Source organism: Ralstonia sp. 1138, from assembly GCF_040544795.1.
GTDB lineage: Bacteria > Pseudomonadota > Gammaproteobacteria > Burkholderiales > Burkholderiaceae > Ralstonia > Ralstonia flatus.
The window spans coordinates 888793-907975 of sequence record NZ_JBEPKQ010000001.1 but is presented as its reverse complement, the minus strand read 5'-3'; the positions used below and the strand labels follow the sequence as shown (position 1 = coordinate 907975).

Genomic DNA, 19183 nt, shown 5'->3' with positions numbered 1-19183 from the left:
CGCGGGTGCGTTACGCGCGTGGGCCAAATCCTGCTTTGACCTGACACGGGCGGCGCTTTGGCACCACGACAGTGCATCGGCTATAGCCCCGCGCCGTCATGCCGATATAGCGCTTTGCACGGGTACTGACCGACGTGACTCGACCACCACAACGGATTGCCATAGCCAACCGCCGATAGCCAGCTGCCGGTAGCACGCCGGCCCACTCATTGATGGATCTCTCCACTGCAGAATTGCGCGCGCTGCTCGATATCACGGGGCGTCTTCATGAGCCCTCGAGCCGCAGCCTTGTTGAACGCCCCGAACTGGCCCAAAAGCTCGGGGCGCTGCTGCATGTGGATCTCATGGCGCAGTTGTTCTGGTGGCCGGGCGGTGCGCACCATCCGCATTCCAGCGCCTTGTGGGGCCGGGACCAGGGCATGCGGGTGGAATATCGGCACTACTTTCACGCGGTCGATTGCATTGCGGAGCTGCTGCAAGACAGCTTTGAACCCGTGGTGATCGAGCACAAGATCGCGCGCTCGGAATGGGGCCAGTCGGAATACTTCACCGACTATCTCTATCGCCATCAGGCGTATCCGGGTATCAGCCTGCGCGTGCCCGATGCCAACGGGATGCTGCTCGACTATCGATTCAGCACCAGCGACCCCAACAAGCGTTTTGGCGACCGAGAGACCTTGCTGCTCAACCTCTTGAAGCCGCATCTGCTGAATGCCCAGCAGCTTCGCGTGATTCAGGAAGGGAAGGAGGCCGGCGCACAGTCCGACACCGACACCGACACCGATGCCGAGATGCACATGCCGACATTCGTGTTGGACGGCGCGGCGGAACCCCAGCCCAACGCCAAGGCGCGCGCCATCCTGGCCGGCCTCAGCAGCGAGGAGCGTGACGCGCTTTACGCCGCATTGGCTGCGGTGGCCAACGGATCGCGCGGCGTGCAGTGGAATGGCTTCGGGTTGTGTGTGGAGCGACCAGCAGAGGACGGCAACGCCGCACCGATGGTTCGGGTTCACCTGATCGCCCGGGCGGTGGGGTCGTCTGCATGGTTCCAGCAGCGGTTTGGCGTGACTGCGCGCGAAGGCGAGGTCTGCCACCTGATGCTCAAGGGGATGTCAGACAAGCAGATCGCGCTGGCCCTGAACATCAGTTACTGGACGGTGCGCACCCACGTCGGGCACATCATGAGAAAGGTCGGTGTGGACTCACGCTGCGCCATCGGCCTTGCGGCGCTCAACGCCAACGCAAGCGACACACCAAAGTAATCGGCGCGCATGCAGCAAGGTAGCGGCAAGGTGTGCCGTTGCGGCAACAGTGTGTTGGCCGGAAATTCAACCATCCTCAAAGGCCGGCCCGCCGGCGGGTTCGCGCGGAGCCTTGCCCGCCGCTCATGTCCGGCAACCCCACACAGGAAGAAAAAAAGCCCCGGGGTGGTCAATCCCCGGGGCTCCCCGACCACTTTCTTCACGGAGGCTCGTGAACAGATGGCTACGGGCGAGTCTACCGATGTGCCCCAAGCCGGCATGCGTTGGTGAGAATAATTGAGGAATGCGTATCGCCGCGCAGGGCAGTCAGCGCCCCGCACACAGCTGCGGGCTGCAGCGCATGGGCATGATGGTTGCGGCGTTTCCTACCCGTCTCACAGCGAGCACAACGAGGGTAAGCAATGCATTGGATCGATCCTGAAAGTCTTCCGGAAGTCCGCGGCACGGTCCGCAACTTCCTTCTCAACCCTGAAGGCGATGTCGACGGGTTTGTGCTGGGTGGCCGCACACTTCGGCAGGTTCACGTGCCGCCGCATCTGTCGCGTCATCTGGCCCGGCATGTTGCGCCGGGCGACAAAGTCCGCATACGCGGCGTGAAGCCGCGAGGCGCCGACATGATCGCGGCGATCTCACTCACCACAGAGAGCGGCAAGGTCATCCTCGATGAAGGCCCGCCCGCCAAGGGCGACAAGCCTGCCAAGCGTGCCGGTGTGCGCCGGCCGATGGAAGCCACGGGGCAGGTGAAGCTGTCGCTGTTTGGGCCGAAGGGCGAACTGCGCGGCGCGTTGCTGGACGACGGCACCTCGTTGCGCATGCCACCCCATGCGGCAGCAGAGCTGGCGTCATACCTCGCACCCGGCGCGCACGTGCATGCGTGGGGGCAGGGCTTGAAGAACAAGTTCGGCCGGACACTCGACGTGGACGAGATTGCCGAAGTGGTGGAGTGAACGGCTGGCGAGGGGGCCTCGCGGTTGCCAGGTGGGCCGTGATCGCCTCTGATTCCTTGCGGCGTGCACGTGCGGACGAAGACTCAAAAATACTCACCGACTGGGCGATGGCGTTGACGCGCGTTTGCTGCCTGGCCTACGGTTGCGCCACATAAAAAAACAGTCGGGTCAATCAAGATGTCCAAAAAATCAGTGGAGCACGCGCGCGCCGGCGCGGTGCCCAACCCCGTGCGTCGGGCGTTGTCATTGGGTCTGGGGCTCTTCCCCATGTTGCCGCTGCTGCCGGGGTGCGGCGCGGGTGTGGACGATGCCTCTGCAAAGGGGCTGGGTCAGACGCAGGAGAAGACAGGCGGGGGAGGCGACGCGACGCCGGCGCCGGCACCTGGCGCCCCGGCACCGGCGCCTGCGCCCGTGCCGGCTTCAGAGAGCGGCGTCTTCCGCCACCCGGGCCTGCTGGCCACCGAAGACGATTTCACCCGCATCCGCGCGCTCATCAAGGCCGGTCAGGAGCCATGGGCGGGCTGGTGGACCAAGCTGTGCGCCGAGCCCAATGCCTCGTTGACCGCCAAGCCCAATCCGCAGCCCGCGGTGTATCGGGCCGACAGTACCAAGTACGCACTGTATGGCGACATCTGGCACGCCTGGACGCTGGTACTGCGCTGGAAGCTGTCTGACCCGCAGGACAACCGCTATGCCGACAAGGCGGCGGAGTTCCTGGACGCCTGGGCCAACACGCTCAAGGAAGTGGGCACGGTGCCGCCCGGTTCCACCGCGCATGACGACCACACCTTCATCATCCTGGCCGGCATACAGGGGCACCAGCTGGCGCAGATCGGTGAGGTTCTGCGTACGTACTCCGGCTGGGCGCCGGAGCGCCTGAAGCGCTTTCAGGACATGCTGCTCAACGTCTTTGCCGGTATCTCGCAAAACCGTCTCAACAACGCGGCGCTGGGGTCCCACGCCAACTGGGACATGGCATCGCTGTGCGGCGCCCTGGCGATTGGCGTGTTCTGCGACCGGCCCGACCTCTATCGCCTGGCCCTTGACTACTACGCGGGCAACAACCGCGGCACGCTGAAGATGTTCGGCAACGGCTCCATCGTGCACAGCGTCTATTTCATGCACCCGGGCCATTTCGGGCAGTGGGAGGAGAGCGGCCGCGACCAGGGGCACTCGACGCTGGGCATGTCGCTGGGCGGTGACTTGCTGGAGATGGCGTGGAATCAGGGCGACGATCTCTACAGCCTGCACAACAACCGCTTCCTTGCCGCCGCCGAATACGTGGCGCGCTCCAACCTGCTGGACGAGAACGGCAAGACCTACCCGATGCCCTATGCGCGAGAACAGGATCCGTCGCAGCCGCACACGAACCTGTGGACGCAGGTGAACCAGTCGTTCCAGCACGGCCGCAACGCCTGGGAGCCGATCTACAACCACTACGTCAACCGCCTGGGGCTGGCGGCGCCCAACGTCTCGCGCATCGTGAAGCTGGTCGAGCCCAAGTACGGCGGCAGCAGCGACGACGTCATGTGGCCGACACTGATCCATCGCCGCCCGGACTATGCTGGCCCCATGAAGCCGGCGTCTGGCCTCACGGCCTACCTGCGCGGCAACCGCGTCGTGCTGTCGTGGTGGGGCAGCGTCGGGGCCACCTCGTATGCGGTGAAGCGGGCAAGCCAGGCCAGCGGCCCCTTCAACCTGCTGGGCACCGTGTCGGCCAGCGATCTGCTGACCTACAGCGATACCCCGCCCAACGGCGTCTGGTTCTATCAGGTCACCGCCCAGGGCACCGGTGCCTCGGGCGCCGGCTCCAACGTGGCACGCATTGCCGTGCCCGGTGAGGTGCGCCTGTCGATGCCGCTGAATGATCCGAACGGCACCGGCACGGTGGGCGCGCTGCTCACCCCGGCTGGCACCACGACGCTGGTGGAGGGCACGCTGCTGGACGGCGCAACCTGGGGCGACGGGCACCGCGGCGACAAGGCCATCGCGTTCGACGGTCAGAAGGCCGGCCTGCAACTGCCAGCCGGCGTGTTCAGCGACCTGGACGACTTCAGCCTGTCTTTCTGGGCCTACGCGAATGGACTGCACTGGGACACCTGCATGTTCTTCGCCGGGCAGGATGGGTTCAGCTCCATGTTCATCGCCCCCCAGTCCGGCAGCGGCGTGCTGCGTTTCGGGATCTTCGGCGCAGGAGCGAACGACGCGCAGGTCGTGGCAGCGCCCTGGGCCATGCCGATTCGCCGCTGGGTCCATGTGGCGGTCACCCTGCAGGGCAATACCTGCCGCCTGTACGTTGACGGCACTGAGGTGGGCAAGTCCGACGACATGCTGCTGTCGCCGCGCCAGGTGGGCGATCAGGTCACCTTCCTGGGCCGCAATTGGGCGCACCCGTCGTTCAACGGCCGCATTCAGGACTTCCGCGTTCAAGCGGGCGCATTGAGTGCGGCGGAGGTGGCGGCGCTGGCCCAGTGATCTGAGGTGATGTGAGTTGGGGCGGGCCTGGCCGGGCGCCCGCGCTTCACCCGATATTCCACTGCGGCGCAATCGCCAGCAGTTGCCGCCGCAGGTTCTCGATCTCGTTGGCAAAGCCGTCGGCCAGCGCGCTTTCCACGGTGGGCGTGCCGGGGGCGTGGCTGACGTCGGCGGAGTCGGCGGCGGGCGACCGTGCCAGACGCGCCAACGTGCCATACCGCAACGCGCGCGACATGCCGATCAGCGTGTCGCGAGTGCGTCGGGCGCCGGCACCGGCGGCGGGCAGTGCGGCTGGGCTCGGTTGGCCCGGCGCACCGCGCGTTGCGTTGAGCAGCTCTAGCGTGCTGATGCAGATGCGCAGGCTGCGCTGGATGTTCTCCAGGCGCTCCAGCGGCACGTCAATCTCTTTGGACACCGACGGCATCAGCGAGCGCAGCTGCACCAGCAGCGTATTGAGCTTGCCGAGCCGCTTGCTGCGCTCGTTGGACGCTTCACCTGCTTGGCCGAGGTTGGCATACGCCCGGGCGCATTCGCGCAGCGCATCGGCCAGCCGGTAGCGCCACGAGTAGGTGGCATACAGCGGCAGCGCAAACGAGAACAGCAGCGCAATCGCGATGCCCACCAGCACGTTGAGCGTGCGCCAGCCGCCGTCGAGCAGGTTGTTGTCACCATGCCCGACCACGATGACGAGCGTGATGGCGGCGAGCAGCGCGATATAGCCGCCCTTGCCGATGGCGTGGTACGCGCAGATGCCGCACGCAATGGCCGTCAGCCCATAAGTGAGCGGCAGGTGCCCCAGCCACTCCTGCTGGACGATGATCAACAGCCCCGCCCCGGCGCCGATCAGGGTGCCCCAGGCGCGCTCCGCTGCGCGCTTGCGGATGTTGCCGTGGTGCTGCAGGCCGGCAATGACGATCAACAGCGAGATGGTCGCCCACTCCCCATGCGGCCAGCCAAAGCCTGCCGTGATGGCAATGGAGAGCAGCACGCCCAGGCCGACGCGCGTGGCATGGATGTACCGCGCGTGCCGATAGCGACGGTGCGGATCGCGCGCGAGGCGGAGCAGCGAAAGAAAGGGTGCAGGGAGTTTCACAGTGCGGGGCGCACGAAGGGAAATCGACATAAGCAAGATCGTTGCAGATTCTGGGGCGCGCCGTACACAGGAGGGGCGCCACGTTGGTGCCGATGCCTTGCCGTGGTGCGCTTTAGGGGCGATGGGCACGGCAAGACTCCGGGTTTCCCCTAGGTATTGCACAAAGCTTGCCATGGGCGGATGACCTTTTTGCGTATTGCGCAAACGGGCACTTAAGTGCACGCCGGGTCATGTCGATTAGGATTCGTAGCCCCATAGGCAACACTTCGGGCTGCCCCGGGATTTGCCGATCCACCTCGAACCAAGATCGAGTCCTATGACGACGCAGGCGCTATCGCCCTGGCTGAGGTTGTTGAGCGCTGCCGAGCGCTTCGACCGTGGGCCCTATTTCATTGCCATCCGGCGCGGGCTGGCGCTCTCGTTGCCGCTCATCATGGTGGCCGCGGTGGCGCTGCTGTTGCGCAATCCGCCCACCGCCGGCATGCGCCACCTGCTGCTGCAGGCTTTCGGCCCCGGGCTCGATGCCTTTTGCGACAGCGTGCTGGCCGGCACGATCGGCATCGGCGCGCTGGTCGCGCTGTTCGGGTTTGCCGATGTGTTGGCGCAGTTGCACAACCAGCGCGCCGGGCACCGCGTGGTCAATCCCACGGTGGCGGCCGTGGTGGTGGTGTCGTGCTTCTTTACGCTCATTGCGCCGGGTACGGATGCATCGTTGATGCCGTGGCTTTCGCTGGGGCAGGGGCTGTTTGGCGCGTTGGTGGTGGCGTCGCTGGGCGGCACGCTGTTTCTAAAGCTGTGCAGCATCCGCCGTTTGCGCATTCCCTCCCACCATCTGAGCAACGATCTGCTGGTGGGCGACGTGCTGTCGGTGGTGCCAGCCGGCATGCTGACGATCCTCGCGTTTGCGCTGCTCAAAGCCGGCGTGGCGTGGGCCGGCTGGTCGCAACTGATGGCCGCATGCGATGCGCTGCTGGCAGCGCCGTATTCGGAAGTCGCCAACAGCCTGCCGTTTGGCCTGGGCTACGAAACCTTGGCGCAGGTGCTCTGGCTGTTTGGCATCCACGGGCCGAACGCGCTGTACACGGTGCACCAGCACATCCTGGAGCCGGCCACGCAGGCCAATGCGGCGGCGGTGGCGGGGGGCGGGCAGCCGCAGTTCATCTTTACCTATCACTTCTTCGCGGTGTTTGCGCGCATGGGCGGCTCGGGCGGCACGCTCAGCCTGATGCTGGCGCTGCTGATGTCCAGGCGCACGCTGCGCGGCCGCAAGATGGCGCTGGTCGTCATGCTGCCGGCGCTGTTCAACGTGAACGAGCCGCTGCTGTTCGGGCTGCCGCTGGTACTCAACCCGGTTTATGCGATTCCGTTCCTGCTCACGCCGCTGGTGCAGATCCTGATCGCCTATGCGGCCACCATTGCCGACCTGCTGCCCAAGACGAGCTACCCCGTGGCGTGGACCACGCCGGCGCTGTTCAGCGGCTACGCGGCCACGGGCTCGGTGTGGGGCGCGGTGGTGCAGCTCGTCGGTTTGGTGGTGGGGACGGCGATTTACCTGCCGTTCGTCCGCATGTCGGATGTGCTGTCTGCACGGCGCAGTCAGGATGTGCTGGCGTCTTTGCTGCAGATTGCCGAGTCGGCCGAGGTGAGCCTGAAGGGCAAGCGCTGTCTGGACCTGCCCGGCGACGAGGGCCGCATGGCGGTGGCACTCGCCAGCGACCTCGAAGACGCCATCAAGAAAGAAGGGCAGATCTTCCTGGAGTTTCAGCCGCAGGTGGATTGCTCAACCGGGCGCGTGTTCGGCGCCGAGGCGCTGCTGCGCTGGCAGCATCCGGTGCTGGGGCGCGTGGCCCCGCCCATCGTCGTGGCGCTGGCGGATGACATTGGCAAGATCGATCAGCTGGGCCTACGGATTCTGTCGCTCGCGTGCCAGCAGCGCGCGGCCTGGCGCGGTGTCTTGCCAGACGATTTCGTGATCGCCGTGAATCTGTCGCCACGGCAGCTGCTGGACTGCAGGCTGTACCGGAACGTGCTCGACATCCTGCATCGCGAGGGGTTGTCGCCCACGCAGCTTGAACTGGAGATCACTGAATCGACAATGCTGCTGCCGGACATCAACGCCATCGGCAACCTGAAGCAGCTGCGCGAGGCCGGCGTAAAAGTCGCGCTCGACGATTTCGGCATGGGCCATACGTCGCTGCACTACCTGCGCGAGCTGCCGCTGGACACCGTAAAGATCGACCGGTCGCTTGCCGACGTGAGCGCGGGCAGCGTCAACGAACACATCGTGCGCAGCATTGCCAGCCTGAGCCGCACGCTGAACCTGTCGACGGTGGTGGAAGGCGTGGAAACCGAGCAGCAGCTCAAGCGCCTGTCGGCGCTGGGCTGTGACCGGTTTCAGGGATATTTCTTCAGCCGCCCGCTGGCGCCGAGCGTGTGTGAGCGGTTTGTGCTGGAGGCCAATCTGCGGGCGTGGGTGGCTTAACGGTATCGGCCCACAAAGCCCTCGCACCGCCGAACGCGCCCGACCTTCGCGGCCCATCGATAGAGGCCTTCCACCAGGCTCTTGCTGGCCGAGACCGGCTGGCCGTTGATCTGCCCCAGCACTTCCGATTGATTCGGGTAGGGCTTCTCGAACAGCAGCTTCATCTCGCTACCGCCGCCCAGCGCCAGGTAGACGGCTTCGCGCGGCTCGAACTGCAGTGAGAACGAGCTGCTGCGCACGGTGGTGCTTTCCACGGCATCGGCAAAGCTGGCGATGAGCGCGGCGTCTTCGGTGCGGTATTCGCAGCCGGCGTCTTTCAGGTGCGCTTCATCCACGGCCTTGAGCGACGCCAGGGCGGGGTCCATCAAATACAGCGTGATCGAGTGCGCCTTGCGCATGCGCGCGCTCAGGCCTTCGGCCGCCCAATAGCTTTGTTCTACCTTCACGACGGGCTCCACCCTTGGCGTGGGCTCGGGGGTGGGCGCTTCTGCTTGCGGCGCTGCTTCAACCTTGGGTGCGTCTGCCTGCGGTGTGCCGGCCTGAAGGATTTCCGTCTGCAGCGCTTCGGTTGGCGGCGCGTCCGTCAGCGGCGCCTCCATCGAGATTTGTCCGAAGGCCACTTGGCTCATGCTCATGCTGCAAGCGCAGGCCAAGACCAGAGAGATGATCTTTTTCGACAACTCCTACCCCTTTGAAACGTGCGTTGTTGCGTTGCGTTGTGTTGTGTTCTGAATGCTAAGCCGGCGATGCCTAGTGCAATGCGCGTGACGTTGGCGGTGCCGGCCATCGCCGCAGGGCCCCGGGCGCTTCGGTCAGCTGCTGCAGCGGTGTCTTCGTCAACACGTAGTGGTGATACCGCCCGCCGCGGTCCGCAATGTCGAAGCGGTAGCCGCCTTCCGGAACCGTCATCGTCGCAAATGAAGCCGGTATGGTGCCGGAGTTCACGGGCGCCGGGTTGGCCTGCCGCATCAGCGCGAAGAAGTTGACCTCGCCCGTCAGCGCATCGCACTGCATGGCGGTATAGCGGTGGTTGTCGACATACCAGCCTCGGCAGTCGGCACCGGCCAACGTGACGGCGCCGGTGGTCGGGCCCATCAACTGCAGGCTGAGCTGGTCTGAGCCGTCTTGCCTGCTGACGATGGCTTGCGTGTAGCCGCGGCCATCGTCGTTGCGGCTGTCTGTGATGGTGTAGCGGCCGACCAGTACATTGGCGGCCTGCTGCAGCGCAAGCTTCTGCTGTTCGGGCGTGCGCGGGTCTTGATAGCTCACGCAACCTGCAAGAGGCGCAATGGCACAGAGGATTGCGACGCAGCGTATTGCGATGGCGCGGGCGGGCATGGTTGGGCGGGGCTTCCGTGGCAAGCGGATTCTACGCCGCCGCTCCAACCTTTTTGCAGTCGCTATCCGCTGCGCACTGCCTTGTTGCCTTGTTGGCTTTTTTGCGCCCCGCTCAGCCGACGAGGTGGCCGTTGCTGCCGATCATCGTGACGTCTACGTAGTCCAGCCCGGCGTGGTTGGTGCGGTCGTAGTGGACGCGCACGCCGCCAAAGTCGCGTGTGCCGAAGCCTTCCAGCGCCTGGATGAAGCCGTCGCGCGTGGGGTTGCTGCCGCAGGCGCGCAGCCCCTCCACGATGACGCGGGCGGTGAGAAAGCCTTCCACCGCTTCGTAGGTCTGGTTGTTGTGGTCGCCAAACTTGTCGTTGGCTTCGCGAAACGCGCGCACCAGTGGCTGGGTCCGTGCATTGGGCCCGGGCATGACCTGCGTGACGGCCACGCCGTGGGCCAGCGGGCCCGCCTTCTCGAACACGGTCTTGGGCGTGGTGACGGACAGGATCCACGGCTGCGGCAGCGGCACGGGGCCGTGCTTGGCCTGATAGCGCGTGAGCATGTCGGCGACGGATGCAGGCGACGTGAACAGCAGCGTGGTCTGCGGGTTGGCGGCGGCAATCTTGTCGACCACCATGTCGATGTCGTCGCCCTTGGCGTTGTGCGGGATGAGCGCCACAATCTGCGCGCCGAACTTGGCCGCAGCGGCCTTGGCAGCGTCGGCATTGCCGGAGCCGAATGGGTTGTCCTGGTAGACCACGGCCACGCGTTTCAGGCCGATGGTGGTGGCGTGCTGCACCATCTTCGCGACTTCGTCTGCGTAGCTGGCGCGCGTGTGGAAGAGCGGCGCGCTGGGCTTGCGCGCGGCGCCAGCGCCCGTCATGGCGCCCACCATCGGCAGGCGGTATTGCTCCAGCAGCGGCAAGGCGGCGATGGTGTTGCCGGTGCCGCCCATGCACACGAGGCCGAACACACCTTCCTGCACCAGTGCCTTGACGTTGGCTACCGCCTTGTCAGGCAGGTAGTTGTCTTCCAGCCGCTTGACGACCAGCTTGCGGCCGGCCACGCCGCCCTGGGCGTTGACCTGCTCGAACCCGGCCAGCAGGCCGTTGGTGTAGTTCTTGTACAGCCCGCCCCATACGCTGTCGAACCCGACCGTCTGCCCAAAGACGATCTTGTCTGCAAACACGCCGGCTTCCGCCGCGCGCGCCAGGGGCGTGAGCATCATTGCGCCGCCCAGTGCTACTGAACTCCGTACGAATTGCCTCCGGTCCATACCTGTCTCCGCCCCTTGTTTTTTTGGTGGTGTGGCAGGAGTGTCGAAAAGGTGGGCGTTGGCCGAAATGGCGGATTACCCCAATATCGCGGCGTCGCCCGAATCATAGGAACTCGACAATTTGCAACTTTTGTCTGTATCCTGACGGATACAATTTTGCGAATGAATACGATCCATGAGACCGAGACATTCGCCAACTGGCTTCAGGGCTTGGCTGACAGGTTAGCTCGCGCCCGCATTGCTTCCCGCATCCAGCGCGCCAGGAGCGGAAATTTTGGTGATTGGAAATCCGTGGGGGAAGGCGTGTGCGAAATGCGAATCGACCACGGCCCCGGTTACCGGGTGTACTACACGCAACGTGGCGACACCGTGTATATCTTGCTTTGTGGAGGTGACAAGGCGTCCCAGAGCAAAGACATCAATAAGGCCAGAGAAATGGCCAAACAGATTGAAGGGTGAGCACCATGAGTATCGCAACGCGAGAGTTTGACGCTGCCGAATACCTGGACAGTGAAGAGACCATGGCCGAATTTTTGTCAGCGGCGCTCGAAACGGGGGATGCCGCTTTTATTGCGGAGTCGATCGGCGTGATCGCTCGAGCGAAGGGCATCGCTCAAATTGCAGAAGAAACGGGCCTTGGACGTACAAGCCTGTACAAGGCACTGCGCGCAGGGGGAAATCCGGCGTTCTCGACAGTACTGCAGGTCATGAAGGCACTTGGGTTGCACTTGCAGGCCAAGCCGGCCGTTTCCCAAGAAAATATGAAGGTCGGCAAGCGTGGAGCCAACGCCAAAGTGAAAGCTGCAAAGGTGAGCGCGTCCCGAAATGGCGGTGCAAAGAAGGTTACAAGCAGGAAGCCGGCGACTCGTACCAAGCGGGGCTCTGCTCCGTTAGAGCGGGCATAGCAGCATGTAAAGGGAAGACCCAGCCGTTACCCTTGCCGATCCCCAACGTTGCCCGCCGCAAGCTGCTTGAGTTCCGCCCGCGCTGCGGCCAGCCGGGAATGCAGCACGGTGTTCTCGATCAACAACGACAGCAGTACAAAGCTCGCGCCCAGCAGCCCGAACACGCGGCCGGCATAGAAGCCGAGGTCATACCGCCCACCGTTGAACACGGTGCTGAGCGCGACATCGCAGATCCACACGCACAGCACCACCATCAGCCAGACATCGAGCGTGAGGTGCGGACGGGTACGCCACAGTACGACCAGTGCAGCCACGCAAATGCACCAGGTGCTGCCGGCCACGATTGCCATGGTGGGCGTGTAGCGGTTGGCGGCCATGATGGGCGGCAGCAGGTGCTCGCCGGCGGTGGCGAGTGCCACGCATGCGGCCGATGCGCACAGCACGGCGGCCACGGTGCGCAGGGCAGTCTGTCGGGTCAGCGTGTAGGCCGGGAAGCGGTCGGGCTCGCGCTCTTCGCGCCCCTTGAGCACGGCGTACGCGATGACAAACAGCGGAAAGCCCGCGTGCCAGAACATGTAGATCCACGCGGTACTTTGCGGCCCCGCCCCCAGTAGGCCGCCAGGGGCGAACAGCCCCGGAAACGACAGCAGATGCCCCCATGCCGTGGCGGCCGTGAACAGGTAGCCGCTGGCGAGCGCCAGCATCGCCCGCGACCGCGTGATGGCGAATTGCCCGAAGAGCAGCGCGGCGGTAATCAGGTCATTGAGGATGAGGGCCGATTCGTAAATCGGTACGAACGACGGAAGTTGCGCCAGCTGCACCTTCGCAAACGGCACGGCGGACAGCAGCACCACTAGGGACAGTACGGCCACGGCTTGCGCCATCCAGTACGTCCGGCGTCCTGGGGAGAGGCTCAGCAACAACCCCCGCTGCATGTCCAGCGTTTCCGACATCACGTTGGCCCCCTTGCGGTGACAGTGTCACCCGTTCGCTTGTGGTGTGACTTGCCGTGCGACTGTGCTGCGATTGCGTTGCCCCGAGGCAACCCTCGCTATAGACGCGTGATAGTCAGCGGCCCGCCCGATGTCAACGCGGCGAAAGGGGTAGAACTTTCAGGCCGGGTGCCGCCGGGGGCCAGCAGGGTGTTACGGGGAACGCCCGAGTGCGGCCCGCGCTGTGCCGGAATAGACTGGTGCCCACCCCAGGGCACCACCCTGCAAAGGAGTGCGCATGCAACCTCAAGCCACCACCCAGACTGCCGTCGAACCGCCTGTCTTGCGCGATGATCGCGACGGCGTCGTCACCCTGCGGCTGAATCGGCCGCTGCAGTTCAACGCGTTGTCTGAAGCCATGCTCGATGCGCTGCAGCGCGTGTTGGACGACATTGCCCAAGATGCGACGGTGCGCTGCGTGGTGCTGGGCGCCGAGGGCAAGGCGTTCTGTGCCGGGCACGACCTGCGTGAAATGCGCGGCACGCCGGAGCTTGCGTATTACCAGGCGCTGTTTGCGCGCTGCAGCGTGGTGATGCAGGCGATCCAGGCGCTGCCAGTGCCGGTCATTGCGCGCGTGCATGGCGTGGCGACTGCGGCGGGTTGCCAGTTGGTCGGCAGCTGCGACCTGGCCATCGCTTCGGATGCGGCGCGGTTTGCGGTGTCGGGCATCAACGTCGGCCTGTTCTGTTCAACGCCTGCGGTGGCGTTGTCGCGCAACGTGCTTCCAAAGCGCGCGTTCGACATGCTGGTGACGGGGCGCTTTATCGATGCGGCCACGGCGGCCGACTGGGGCCTGATCAACGAGGCCGTGCCTGCGGCGGAGCTGGATGACGCGGTCGCCCGCAAGGTGGCGGACATCGTGTCGAAGAGCCCCACCGCCATCCGCTACGGCAAGGCGATGTTCTACCGGCAACGTCAGATGCCGCTTGCCGATGCCTATGCGTACGCAGGCGACGTCATGGCGCGCAACATGATGGAAGAAGACGCCGGCGAAGGCATCGACGCCTTCCTGGAAAAACGCCCCGCCCGCTGGCGCTCGTAAGCGCCGTTGGGGCGGGTTGTCTCGCGCGGCGCCGTCACGCGGGCTTCTGCGGCTTTTGATTGGCGAGCAGCTTCTGGATGGCCGCTTCCGTCTCGGCGTAGCGGCCTTCGCCAAAGTGCTGATAGACGATGCGCCCTTCGGCATCGATCAGGTACAGCGCCGGCCAGAACTGGTTGTGGAAGGCCGACCACGTGGCGTAGCTGTTGTCCTGCGCGACCGGGTAGCGGACGTCCAGGCGCTTGAGCGCTTCCTGCACGTTGGCGGTCGATTTTTCGAACGCGTATTCCGGTGTGTGCACGCCCACCACGACGAGGCCCTGATCCTTGTACTTGTCGTACCACTGCTTCACGTGCGGCAGCGTGTTGAGGCAGTTGATGCACGAGTACGTCCAGAAATCCACCAGCACGACCTTGCCGCGCAGGTCTTTCATGGACAGCGGCGGGGAGTTCAGCCACTGGTTGATGCCCGTGAATTCTGGTGCTGCGGCGCCGGTGGCTGCGGTCTGGCTGAAGGCGGGCGCGCCCGTCCCGACAAAGTAGACGGCGCCGATGGCCAGTGCCGCAAGGGCGGCGCGGAACGTTGTGCGCATGATGTGGAGTCCGTAAAAGGTTGAGAGCGAAGGCCCGCAGGCCGCTGATGTCGTGTGGCGTACGGCGGGCGGCGGGCCGTGGGGTGCGTCAGACTAGGTTCAGCTCGACATGGATGTTGCCGCGCGTGGCCTTCGAATACGGGCAGAGCTGGTGGGCGGCTTCCACCACGGCTTGCGCCACGTCGCGATCCAGGCCGGGCAGGCTCACGTTCAGGCGCGCTTGCAGGAAGAACGCATCGTCGGTGGTGCCGAGGTCGACTTCGGTGTTCAAGGACAGATCGGCCGGCAGCTTGATTTTCATCTGGCTGGCCGCGCGGCCCATCGCACCGATAAAGCAGGCCGACCAGCCTGCGGCAAACAGTTGCTCGGGGTTCGTGCCGCGGCCGCTGCTGCCCGGGGGCGAGAGCTTCAGGTTCAGGCGGTCGTCGTCGCTGTGCGCCTGGCCGTCGCGGCCGCCGGTGACGTTGACCTTGGCGGTGTACAGAACGTTTTCGATGCGGGTCATGGTGATCTCCTTTTGATGAAAGGGAAAGACTGGGGTTGGATTTGCGTCCCGGCTTGGGCGGTTTGGTGTTCGCTTGTTGCCGGGGCCACGAGACGTATTAAAGAAGCCCGACGTATCCCTGAAGTAGCGTGGAAGGGCCGTTTTGTCTGGGTACGTATCTGTGTCGCGGCTGGATACAAACGCGTACAAAAGGAAAGGGCGGCCTCATCCGAAGGTGAAGGCGTAGGCATGCGCTCCGGCATCGAGAAAACGGATCTCGAAGGTGTGCTCGCCCACCGTGCCGGCTTGCCGGACGAGCTGGTAGAGGCGCGTTTGCGTGACGGTGCCGTTGCCGTGGGCATCGGTATCGGCGCCGTGGCTGTCGCCGGGGGCCTTGCCGTCGATCGTGACGGTGAAGCGCACGGCGCGCCCATCGGCGGCGGGCCCGAGCACGAGGTGCAGATCCCGCGCGTGGAAGCGGTAGACGATGCCGCCGCCAGCGCGGTCGAGCGTGGCCTGCTCGGCATCGATGGTCCATTGCCCCGACAAGCCCCAATCGTTCAGGCCGAGCTTGCCGACGCTGTAGGCATGCGATGTGCCGAGCTGCGCACCGCCCGGTGATGCGAAACGCGTGGCCTGCGCGTAACCGACGTACGTTTCCGGTGAGCGGACGTTATCGAGGTCCGGTGCGGCTTGCGCCCCGGGCGCATCGGGCGCGACCACGCCGCCCGCCACCTGCTGGTTGCCTGCCTCCGCCAGCAGCGCCTGGATGACGCGCTCGGAGCCGGCGTAATCGCCCTCGCCAAACTGGTGGTGCCGGATGTTGCCTTGCGCATCGACAAAGTACGCAGCGGGCCAGTAGCTGTTGTGGAAGGCGTTCCAGATGCGGTAGTTGCTGTCGATGGCGACCGGAAAATTGACGCGGAAGCCGCTGACGGCGCGGGCGACGTTCTCGGGCGCCTTTTCGAAGGCGAATTCCGGTGTGTGAACGCCGACCACGGTCAGGCCCTGGTCCTTGTACTTGTCAGCCCACGCGCGCAGGTACGGCAGCGTGCGGATGCAGTTGATGCAGGAGTACGTCCAGAAATAGACCAGCGTAACCTTGCCGTGCAGTTGATCGGCCGTGAGCGGCCCGGAGTTGAGCCACTGCACCGCACCGTCGAACGAGGCCAGGCGGCCCTCCACGGGCAAGCCGCTGGGCTTGGCCGCGGGTGCGGCGTCGGCTTCGGACACTACGTTGAGGCTGGCCTGCGGCACGGGCCGGTTCACACCCAGCCCGTTGACGAGTGCCTGCTCAAGCTGCGTGGTGCCGCCGGAAGACAGGCGCGCCAGCAGGCCGGTATCTGCCCCGAGGCCGATGAGGGCCACGCCGCCCAGCACGCTGGCGCCCATGATGCGACGCGCCCACTCGCCCAGGCCCATGGACCGCTTCATGGCGCTGAACACCCGGCCGCCCAGCCCCAACGCTGCCGCCAGCGACGTGGCCGCACCCGCCGCATAGGCCGCCAGCGCCAGCGCGCTGGAGACGCTCGCGCCATTGAGCGCCACGCCAGTCAGCACCAAACCGAGGATCGGGCCGGCGCACGGCGCCCACAGCATCCCCGTGGCCACACCCAGCAGCAGCGAGCCCGCCACCGAAGGTTCCGCCGAGGCGCCGCCGGTCGACGCCTGCCCCGCCAGCCGGTTGCCCAGCGCCACCGCCGGCCGGGCCATCAGATCGGCCAGCCTGGGCCACAGCAGCGACAGCCCGAACACAGCCAGCAGCGCAAGCGCCGCAAAGCGGCCGACTTCATTGGCCCGCACCGCCCACGCGCCACCGGCCGAGAGCAGCGTCGCAAAGCCGGCAAAGGTGAGGGCCATGCCGGCGAGCATGGGCAGCTTGCCGCGCACAAAGGGCTGGTTGGTACGGCTCAGCACAAACGGCAGAACGGGCAGGATGCACGGACTGAGGATGGTCAGCGCGCCGCCCAGGTAGGCGAGTATCAGCAGGCTCATGTTCGACATTCCTTGGCAAGGGATCGGGATGGCTCCATCAGACGCCGCGCGCGTAGCTGGCATGTATCGCCGCATGGGCGACTTTGTATCGGACTGTACAAACGCATCCGCCAGATGCATTGCGATACAACACGGGCTCGCTGCGTCACTCGGAGAGGCGCAAAATGGCGCCTTCCTTCCACCTTCCATCGTGCCGAGGTCACCCCCATGGACGCCCACGTCGACCACATCCTGATCGTCGATGATGACCGCGAGATTCGCGAACTCGTTTCGACCTATCTCACCAAGAACGGCCTGCGGGTGACCGCCTCCCCCGACGGGCGCCACATGCGTGCGTTCCTGGAAGCCAACACCGTCGACCTGATCGTGCTCGACCTGATGCTGCCCGGCGACGACGGCCTGGTGCTGTGCCGCGAACTGCGCGCCGGCAAGCACAAGGCCACGCCCGTGCTGATGCTGACCGCGCGCGACGACGAGACCGATCGCATCATCGGCCTGGAAATGGGCGCCGACGATTACCTGGCCAAGCCGTTTGCCGCGCGCGAACTGCTTGCCCGTATCAAGGCCGTGCTGCGGCGCACGCGCATGCTGCCGCCCAACCTGCAGATTTCCGAAGCGGGCCAGATGCTGGCCTTTGGTGACTGGCAGCTCGATACCACCGCGCGCCACCTGATCGATGCCGAGGGCACCATCGTCGCGCTGAGCGGCGCGGAATACCGGCTGCTGCGCGTGTTTGTCGACCACCCGATGCGCGTGTTCAACCGCGATCAACTGCTCAACCTCACGCAGGGCCGCGAGGCGGAGATGTTCGAGCGGTCCGTCGATCTGCTGGTCAGTCGTCTGCGCCAGCGCCTGAATGACGATGCGCGCGATCCGGCCTACATCAAGACCGTGCGCAGCGAGGGCTATGTCTTTGCCAAGCCAGTGGAGATCAAGGAGGCACGCCAATGACCGCAACTCTGAGCACGCGTGCCTGGGCATGGCCACGGACGCTGGGCTCGCGCCTGTTCGTGATTCTGCTGGCGGGGCTAGTGGTGGCGTATGCGCTGTCGTTTGCCGTGCTGTTTTCCGAGCGCTACATGAGCGCGCGCGAGGTGATGCTCGGCACGCTGGAAACCGATGTGTCCACCGCCATCGCCATCCTCGACCGCCTGCCTGCCGACGAGCGCCCGCAGTGGCTGCCGCGTCTGAATCGCGGCAACTATCAGTACATCCTCGGCCCGGGCTTGCCCGGCGTGCCGGAGATGACGCAGCGTGGCAAGGACATCGCCGCGCGCATCAGCGAGGCCAGCGGCGGCCGCTTTCCCGTGACGGTGGAGTCGATTCCCGGCGACGGCAAGCAACTGCAAGCCCATCTCACACTGAGCGACGGCAGCACGCTCACCATTGACGTGCATCCGCGCATGACACCCATCGCGCAGTGGCTGCCGTATGTGCTGGTGGTGCAATTGCTGTTGCTGATCGTGTGCTGCTGGTTTGCGGTGCGGCTGTCGATCCGGCCGCTCGTGGCATTGGCCGATGCCGCCGATGCACTCAACCCCAACGCGCAGACGCCGCCGCTGGACGAGAACGGCCCGACCGAACTGGCGCGCGCCGCGCACGCGTTCAACGCCATGCGCCAGCGCATTGCCCGCTTTGTGGAAGAGCGCGTGCAGATTCTGGCCGCCATTTCGCATGACTTGCAGACGCCCATCACGCGCATGAAGCTGCGCGCCGAACTGGCCGAAGACTCCGAAGAGAAGCGCAAGCTGTTGAACGATCTGGCCGAGATTGAAACGCTCGTGCGCGAGGGCCTGGCCTATGCTCGCAGCGCGCATGGCGATGGTGAAAAACCGTCGCGCATCGATGTCGGATCGTTTGTCGAAAGCCTGGTGTACGACTACCAGGACACCGGCAAGCCCGTCACGCTGGAGCAGCACGCTACCGGCGCGATCGTCACGCGCCCGCACGCATTGCGCCGCGTGCTGACCAACCTGACCGATAACGCCATCAAGTTTGGCGGCGCGGCCGAAATGGATGTGCGTCGCGACGGCGACGCCGTGGTGATCGAGGTGCGCGACCGCGGGCCCGGTATTCCCGAAGACAAGCTTGAGGCGGTGTTGCAGCCGTTTGTGCGGCTGGAGAATTCTCGCAGCCGCGAGACGGGCGGCACGGGTCTGGGCTTGGCGATTGCGCAGCAACTGACCGCGGCCGCAGGAGGTGGGCTCACGTTGCGCAATCGCGAGGGCGGTGGTCTGGTGGCGGAGGTCAGGCTCGGTCAGGCGGCTGCGTCGGCGTCACGCGAATAAGGCACTGCGCTCGCCCTGAGCCGCCGT

General features: G+C 65.4%; 17 protein-coding genes. 9 read left to right on the top strand and 8 right to left on the bottom strand.

The window, feature by feature from the left end; all coding sequences use genetic code 11:
* Positions 1–212: 212 nt before the first annotated feature.
* From ABIC76_RS03930 to ABIC76_RS03920, 3 genes are all read left to right on the top strand, one after another.
* Complete coding sequence (locus ABIC76_RS03930) at positions 213–1262, top strand: helix-turn-helix domain-containing protein (protein WP_354533046.1); 1050 nt, start codon at positions 213–215, stop codon at positions 1260–1262.
* Between the two features lie 401 nt (positions 1263–1663).
* Complete coding sequence (locus tag ABIC76_RS03925; protein WP_102065802.1) at positions 1664–2209, top strand: hypothetical protein; 546 nt, start codon at positions 1664–1666, stop codon at positions 2207–2209.
* A 177-nt stretch (positions 2210–2386) separates the two neighbouring features.
* Entirely contained in the window at positions 2387–4684 is a 2298-nt protein-coding gene (locus tag ABIC76_RS03920) for a LamG-like jellyroll fold domain-containing protein (RefSeq protein ID WP_354533044.1), read from the top strand.
* A gap of 46 nt (positions 4685–4730) precedes the next feature.
* Here ABIC76_RS03920 and ABIC76_RS03915 read toward each other — a convergent pair whose 3' ends face one another.
* Entirely contained in the window at positions 4731–5807 is a 1077-nt protein-coding gene (locus ABIC76_RS03915) for an FUSC family protein (protein WP_354533043.1), read from the bottom strand.
* A gap of 286 nt (positions 5808–6093) precedes the next feature.
* On the opposite strand from ABIC76_RS03915, the gene ABIC76_RS03910 reads away from it, so the two are divergent.
* Positions 6094–8259 carry an EAL domain-containing protein gene (locus tag ABIC76_RS03910; RefSeq protein WP_354533042.1) on the top strand — a complete coding sequence of 722 codons (2166 nt, stop codon included), beginning with the start codon at positions 6094–6096 and terminating at the stop codon, positions 8257–8259.
* Here the strand turns inward: ABIC76_RS03910 and ABIC76_RS03905 are convergent.
* From ABIC76_RS03905 to ABIC76_RS03895, 3 genes are all read right to left on the bottom strand, one after another.
* Positions 8256–8888, bottom strand: a complete 633-nt coding sequence (locus tag ABIC76_RS03905; protein ID WP_354533041.1) for a hypothetical protein — start codon at positions 8886–8888, stop codon at positions 8256–8258. The two genes, ABIC76_RS03910 and ABIC76_RS03905, sit on opposite strands and share 4 nt — an antisense overlap.
* Positions 8889–9009: 121 nt before the next feature.
* Positions 9010–9528 carry a hypothetical protein gene (locus tag ABIC76_RS03900; RefSeq protein WP_354533040.1) on the bottom strand — a complete coding sequence of 173 codons (519 nt, stop codon included), beginning with the start codon at positions 9526–9528 and terminating at the stop codon, positions 9010–9012.
* A gap of 181 nt (positions 9529–9709) precedes the next feature.
* Positions 9710–10861, bottom strand: coding sequence for an ABC transporter substrate-binding protein (locus tag ABIC76_RS03895; protein WP_354533039.1), 1152 nt, complete (start codon positions 10859–10861; stop codon positions 9710–9712).
* Positions 10862–11023: 162 nt separating this feature from the next.
* Between ABIC76_RS03895 and ABIC76_RS03890 the strand changes: the two genes are divergently transcribed.
* On the top strand, positions 11024–11320 hold the full coding sequence (locus tag ABIC76_RS03890; RefSeq protein ID WP_354533038.1) for a type II toxin-antitoxin system RelE/ParE family toxin: 297 nt from the start codon (positions 11024–11026) through the stop codon (positions 11318–11320).
* 5 nt (positions 11321–11325) lie between these two features.
* Positions 11326–11766, top strand: coding sequence for an addiction module antidote protein (locus tag ABIC76_RS03885; RefSeq protein WP_081785360.1), 441 nt, complete (start codon positions 11326–11328; stop codon positions 11764–11766).
* 26 nt (positions 11767–11792) lie between these two features.
* Here the strand turns inward: ABIC76_RS03885 and ABIC76_RS03880 are convergent, their stop codons facing one another.
* Positions 11793–12719: an MASE4 domain-containing protein gene (locus tag ABIC76_RS03880; protein ID WP_354533037.1), complete on the bottom strand. Its 927-nt coding sequence runs from the start codon at positions 12717–12719 to the stop codon at positions 11793–11795.
* A 277-nt stretch (positions 12720–12996) separates the two neighbouring features.
* Here ABIC76_RS03880 and ABIC76_RS03875 point away from each other — a divergent pair, with 277 nt between their 5' ends.
* Positions 12997–13800, top strand: a complete 804-nt coding sequence (locus tag ABIC76_RS03875; protein WP_354533036.1) for an enoyl-CoA hydratase — start codon at positions 12997–12999, stop codon at positions 13798–13800.
* A gap of 34 nt (positions 13801–13834) precedes the next feature.
* Here the strand turns inward: ABIC76_RS03875 and ABIC76_RS03870 are convergent, their stop codons facing one another.
* The 3 genes from ABIC76_RS03870 to ABIC76_RS03860 all read right to left on the bottom strand — a co-directional run bounded on the left by ABIC76_RS03870 (position 13835) and on the right by ABIC76_RS03860 (position 16868).
* A complete protein-coding gene (locus ABIC76_RS03870) occupies positions 13835–14389 on the bottom strand; it encodes a thioredoxin family protein (RefSeq protein ID WP_354533035.1) in 555 nt (184 codons plus the stop codon).
* 88 nt (positions 14390–14477) lie between these two features.
* Complete coding sequence (locus tag ABIC76_RS03865) at positions 14478–14894, bottom strand: organic hydroperoxide resistance protein (protein ID WP_102065813.1); 417 nt, start codon at positions 14892–14894, stop codon at positions 14478–14480.
* A gap of 204 nt (positions 14895–15098) precedes the next feature.
* A complete protein-coding gene (locus ABIC76_RS03860; RefSeq protein ID WP_354533034.1) occupies positions 15099–16868 on the bottom strand; it encodes a cytochrome c biogenesis protein DipZ in 1770 nt (589 codons plus the stop codon).
* A gap of 207 nt (positions 16869–17075) precedes the next feature.
* Here ABIC76_RS03860 and ABIC76_RS03855 point away from each other — a divergent pair, with 207 nt between their 5' ends.
* A complete protein-coding gene (locus ABIC76_RS03855) occupies positions 17076–17819 on the top strand; it encodes a response regulator (RefSeq protein ID WP_027679497.1) in 744 nt (247 codons plus the stop codon).
* Positions 17816–19156, top strand: a complete 1341-nt coding sequence (locus ABIC76_RS03850) for a sensor histidine kinase (RefSeq protein ID WP_354533033.1) — start codon at positions 17816–17818, stop codon at positions 19154–19156. The genes ABIC76_RS03855 and ABIC76_RS03850 overlap by 4 nt, the downstream gene beginning before the upstream one ends.
* Positions 19157–19183 lie beyond the last annotated feature (27 nt).

Coding starts and splice junctions, on each gene's coding strand:
- ABIC76_RS03930 (WP_354533046.1), top strand. CDS start 213: ATGGATCTCTCCACTGCAGAATTGCGCGCGCTGCTCGATATCACGGGG.
- ABIC76_RS03925 (WP_102065802.1), top strand. CDS start 1,664: ATGCATTGGATCGATCCTGAAAGTCTTCCGGAAGTCCGCGGCACGGTC.
- ABIC76_RS03920 (WP_354533044.1), top strand. CDS start 2,387: ATGTCCAAAAAATCAGTGGAGCACGCGCGCGCCGGCGCGGTGCCCAAC.
- ABIC76_RS03915 (WP_354533043.1), bottom strand. CDS start 5,807: ATGTCGATTTCCCTTCGTGCGCCCCGCACTGTGAAACTCCCTGCACCC.
- ABIC76_RS03910 (WP_354533042.1), top strand. CDS start 6,094: ATGACGACGCAGGCGCTATCGCCCTGGCTGAGGTTGTTGAGCGCTGCC.
- ABIC76_RS03905 (WP_354533041.1), bottom strand. CDS start 8,888: ATGAGCCAAGTGGCCTTCGGACAAATCTCGATGGAGGCGCCGCTGACG.
- ABIC76_RS03895 (WP_354533039.1), bottom strand. CDS start 10,861: ATGGACCGGAGGCAATTCGTACGGAGTTCAGTAGCACTGGGCGGCGCA.
- ABIC76_RS03890 (WP_354533038.1), top strand. CDS start 11,024: ATGAATACGATCCATGAGACCGAGACATTCGCCAACTGGCTTCAGGGC.
- ABIC76_RS03885 (WP_081785360.1), top strand. CDS start 11,326: ATGAGTATCGCAACGCGAGAGTTTGACGCTGCCGAATACCTGGACAGT.
- ABIC76_RS03880 (WP_354533037.1), bottom strand. CDS start 12,719: ATGTCGGAAACGCTGGACATGCAGCGGGGGTTGTTGCTGAGCCTCTCC.
- ABIC76_RS03875 (WP_354533036.1), top strand. CDS start 12,997: ATGCAACCTCAAGCCACCACCCAGACTGCCGTCGAACCGCCTGTCTTG.
- ABIC76_RS03870 (WP_354533035.1), bottom strand. CDS start 14,389: ATGCGCACAACGTTCCGCGCCGCCCTTGCGGCACTGGCCATCGGCGCC.
- ABIC76_RS03865 (WP_102065813.1), bottom strand. CDS start 14,894: ATGACCCGCATCGAAAACGTTCTGTACACCGCCAAGGTCAACGTCACC.
- ABIC76_RS03860 (WP_354533034.1), bottom strand. CDS start 16,868: ATGAGCCTGCTGATACTCGCCTACCTGGGCGGCGCGCTGACCATCCTC.
- ABIC76_RS03855 (WP_027679497.1), top strand. CDS start 17,076: ATGGACGCCCACGTCGACCACATCCTGATCGTCGATGATGACCGCGAG.
- ABIC76_RS03850 (WP_354533033.1), top strand. CDS start 17,816: ATGACCGCAACTCTGAGCACGCGTGCCTGGGCATGGCCACGGACGCTG.